At 56.3% G+C, this 1,235-nt stretch carries 1 protein-coding gene; it reads left to right on the plus strand.

All coding sequences use genetic code 11. The annotated features are described in order from the left end of the window. On the plus strand, positions 1-1,097 hold a 1,097-nt coding region (fliD, locus tag TX82_RS12350), incomplete at its 5' end, for a flagellar filament capping protein FliD (RefSeq protein ID WP_042251227.1). Between the last annotated feature and the right edge of the window lie 138 nt (positions 1,098-1,235).

Raw genomic sequence — 1,235 nt, forward strand, 5'->3', positions numbered from 1 at the left:
CGAGCCGGGCCCTCGACTTCATTGACCGCGGAATCGGCGAAGCCCAAGACAGGGGAGAGATGTTTGAAACTGTTCGGCAGGCACAGGACGCTTTCTTTCTACTGAACGACACCCCGTTTACCCACTATACCAACAAGGTGGACCACGCCCTTCCGGGCACCACCCTGACCCTTCAAACCACAGGCACCGGAACCCTCATGGTCAGGGAGATCACACGCGACGTTCCGGGAAAGCCTGAGGCCGGCATTGATGAATTCAGAAGCCAGATCCGGCATTGCATAGCTAGGTACAACGAGATCAGGAAATTCCTCGACCGCCATGCGTTTTACAATGAAAAAACCGAGGAGGCGGGGCCGCTGTTCTCCCTGTGTTCCGTGCGCAACCTGCAGAGGGCTCTTTATCACTTCATAGACAGCGCGCTGGTGGAATTGGAAGGCGGGTCCAGCCGTCTGTCGCAGGTCGGCATCACCGTACAGAAAGACGGAACGCTGTCCCTGGATATGGACCAACTGGACGGGGCACTGGAATACGATCTGCAAAACGTCATTGACCTGGTTTCCATCCAGGGATCCGCTTCGAATCCGAACGTGACCTTCCTCAGCGCCGGCGACCGGATGGAGGGAGGGGTGTTTGAACTGGAGATGGAGAACGGGTCCCTGAAAATCCACAAGGTGGGCGAGCCTGGATCCAGCGCCGCAGTCAATGGGACCGGCAGTACCTTCGAAGGTGCGTCTGGAACTTCCGCGGAAGGACTGAATATCAGGATCGACCCGGTGGAAAGCGCCCAGGACGGAGAAAAAGGAAGCGTTGTGGTCACCGCGGGCCTCGCCGGAAGGCTGAACCGCCTGCTGACTGCGGTCGCCGAGGAGGGGGGCCCGGCCTCACCGTTTACAGCGGACATCAACACAACCAGTAAAAGGATTGGCGAACTCACCCGTTCCATCAATCAACTGTCACGCCAGCTTCAACAATTCGAACAACGCAGCCGCAGCCAGTTTACAAACCTCGATAAATCCCTGAGCCGGCTGGAATCGCAGAGGTTGATTGTGGAAAACTTCCGCTTCACCCTGACCGGCCTGTTCGACTTCCGCCGCTGACCAAGAACCCGTTTTGCCGGGCCCGGACCATGGGACGTTGCTACCTCCGCTCACCCCCATCCCGGGCCCGGCAATTCAATCAAAATTTAATAAGTTTTATTTAAATACTTGAAATTATTAAGTTTTTTCAAATAAGGC

It is taken from the genome of Nitrospina gracilis 3/211, from assembly GCF_000341545.2.
Taxonomy (GTDB): domain Bacteria; phylum Nitrospinota; class Nitrospinia; order Nitrospinales; family Nitrospinaceae; genus Nitrospina; species Nitrospina gracilis.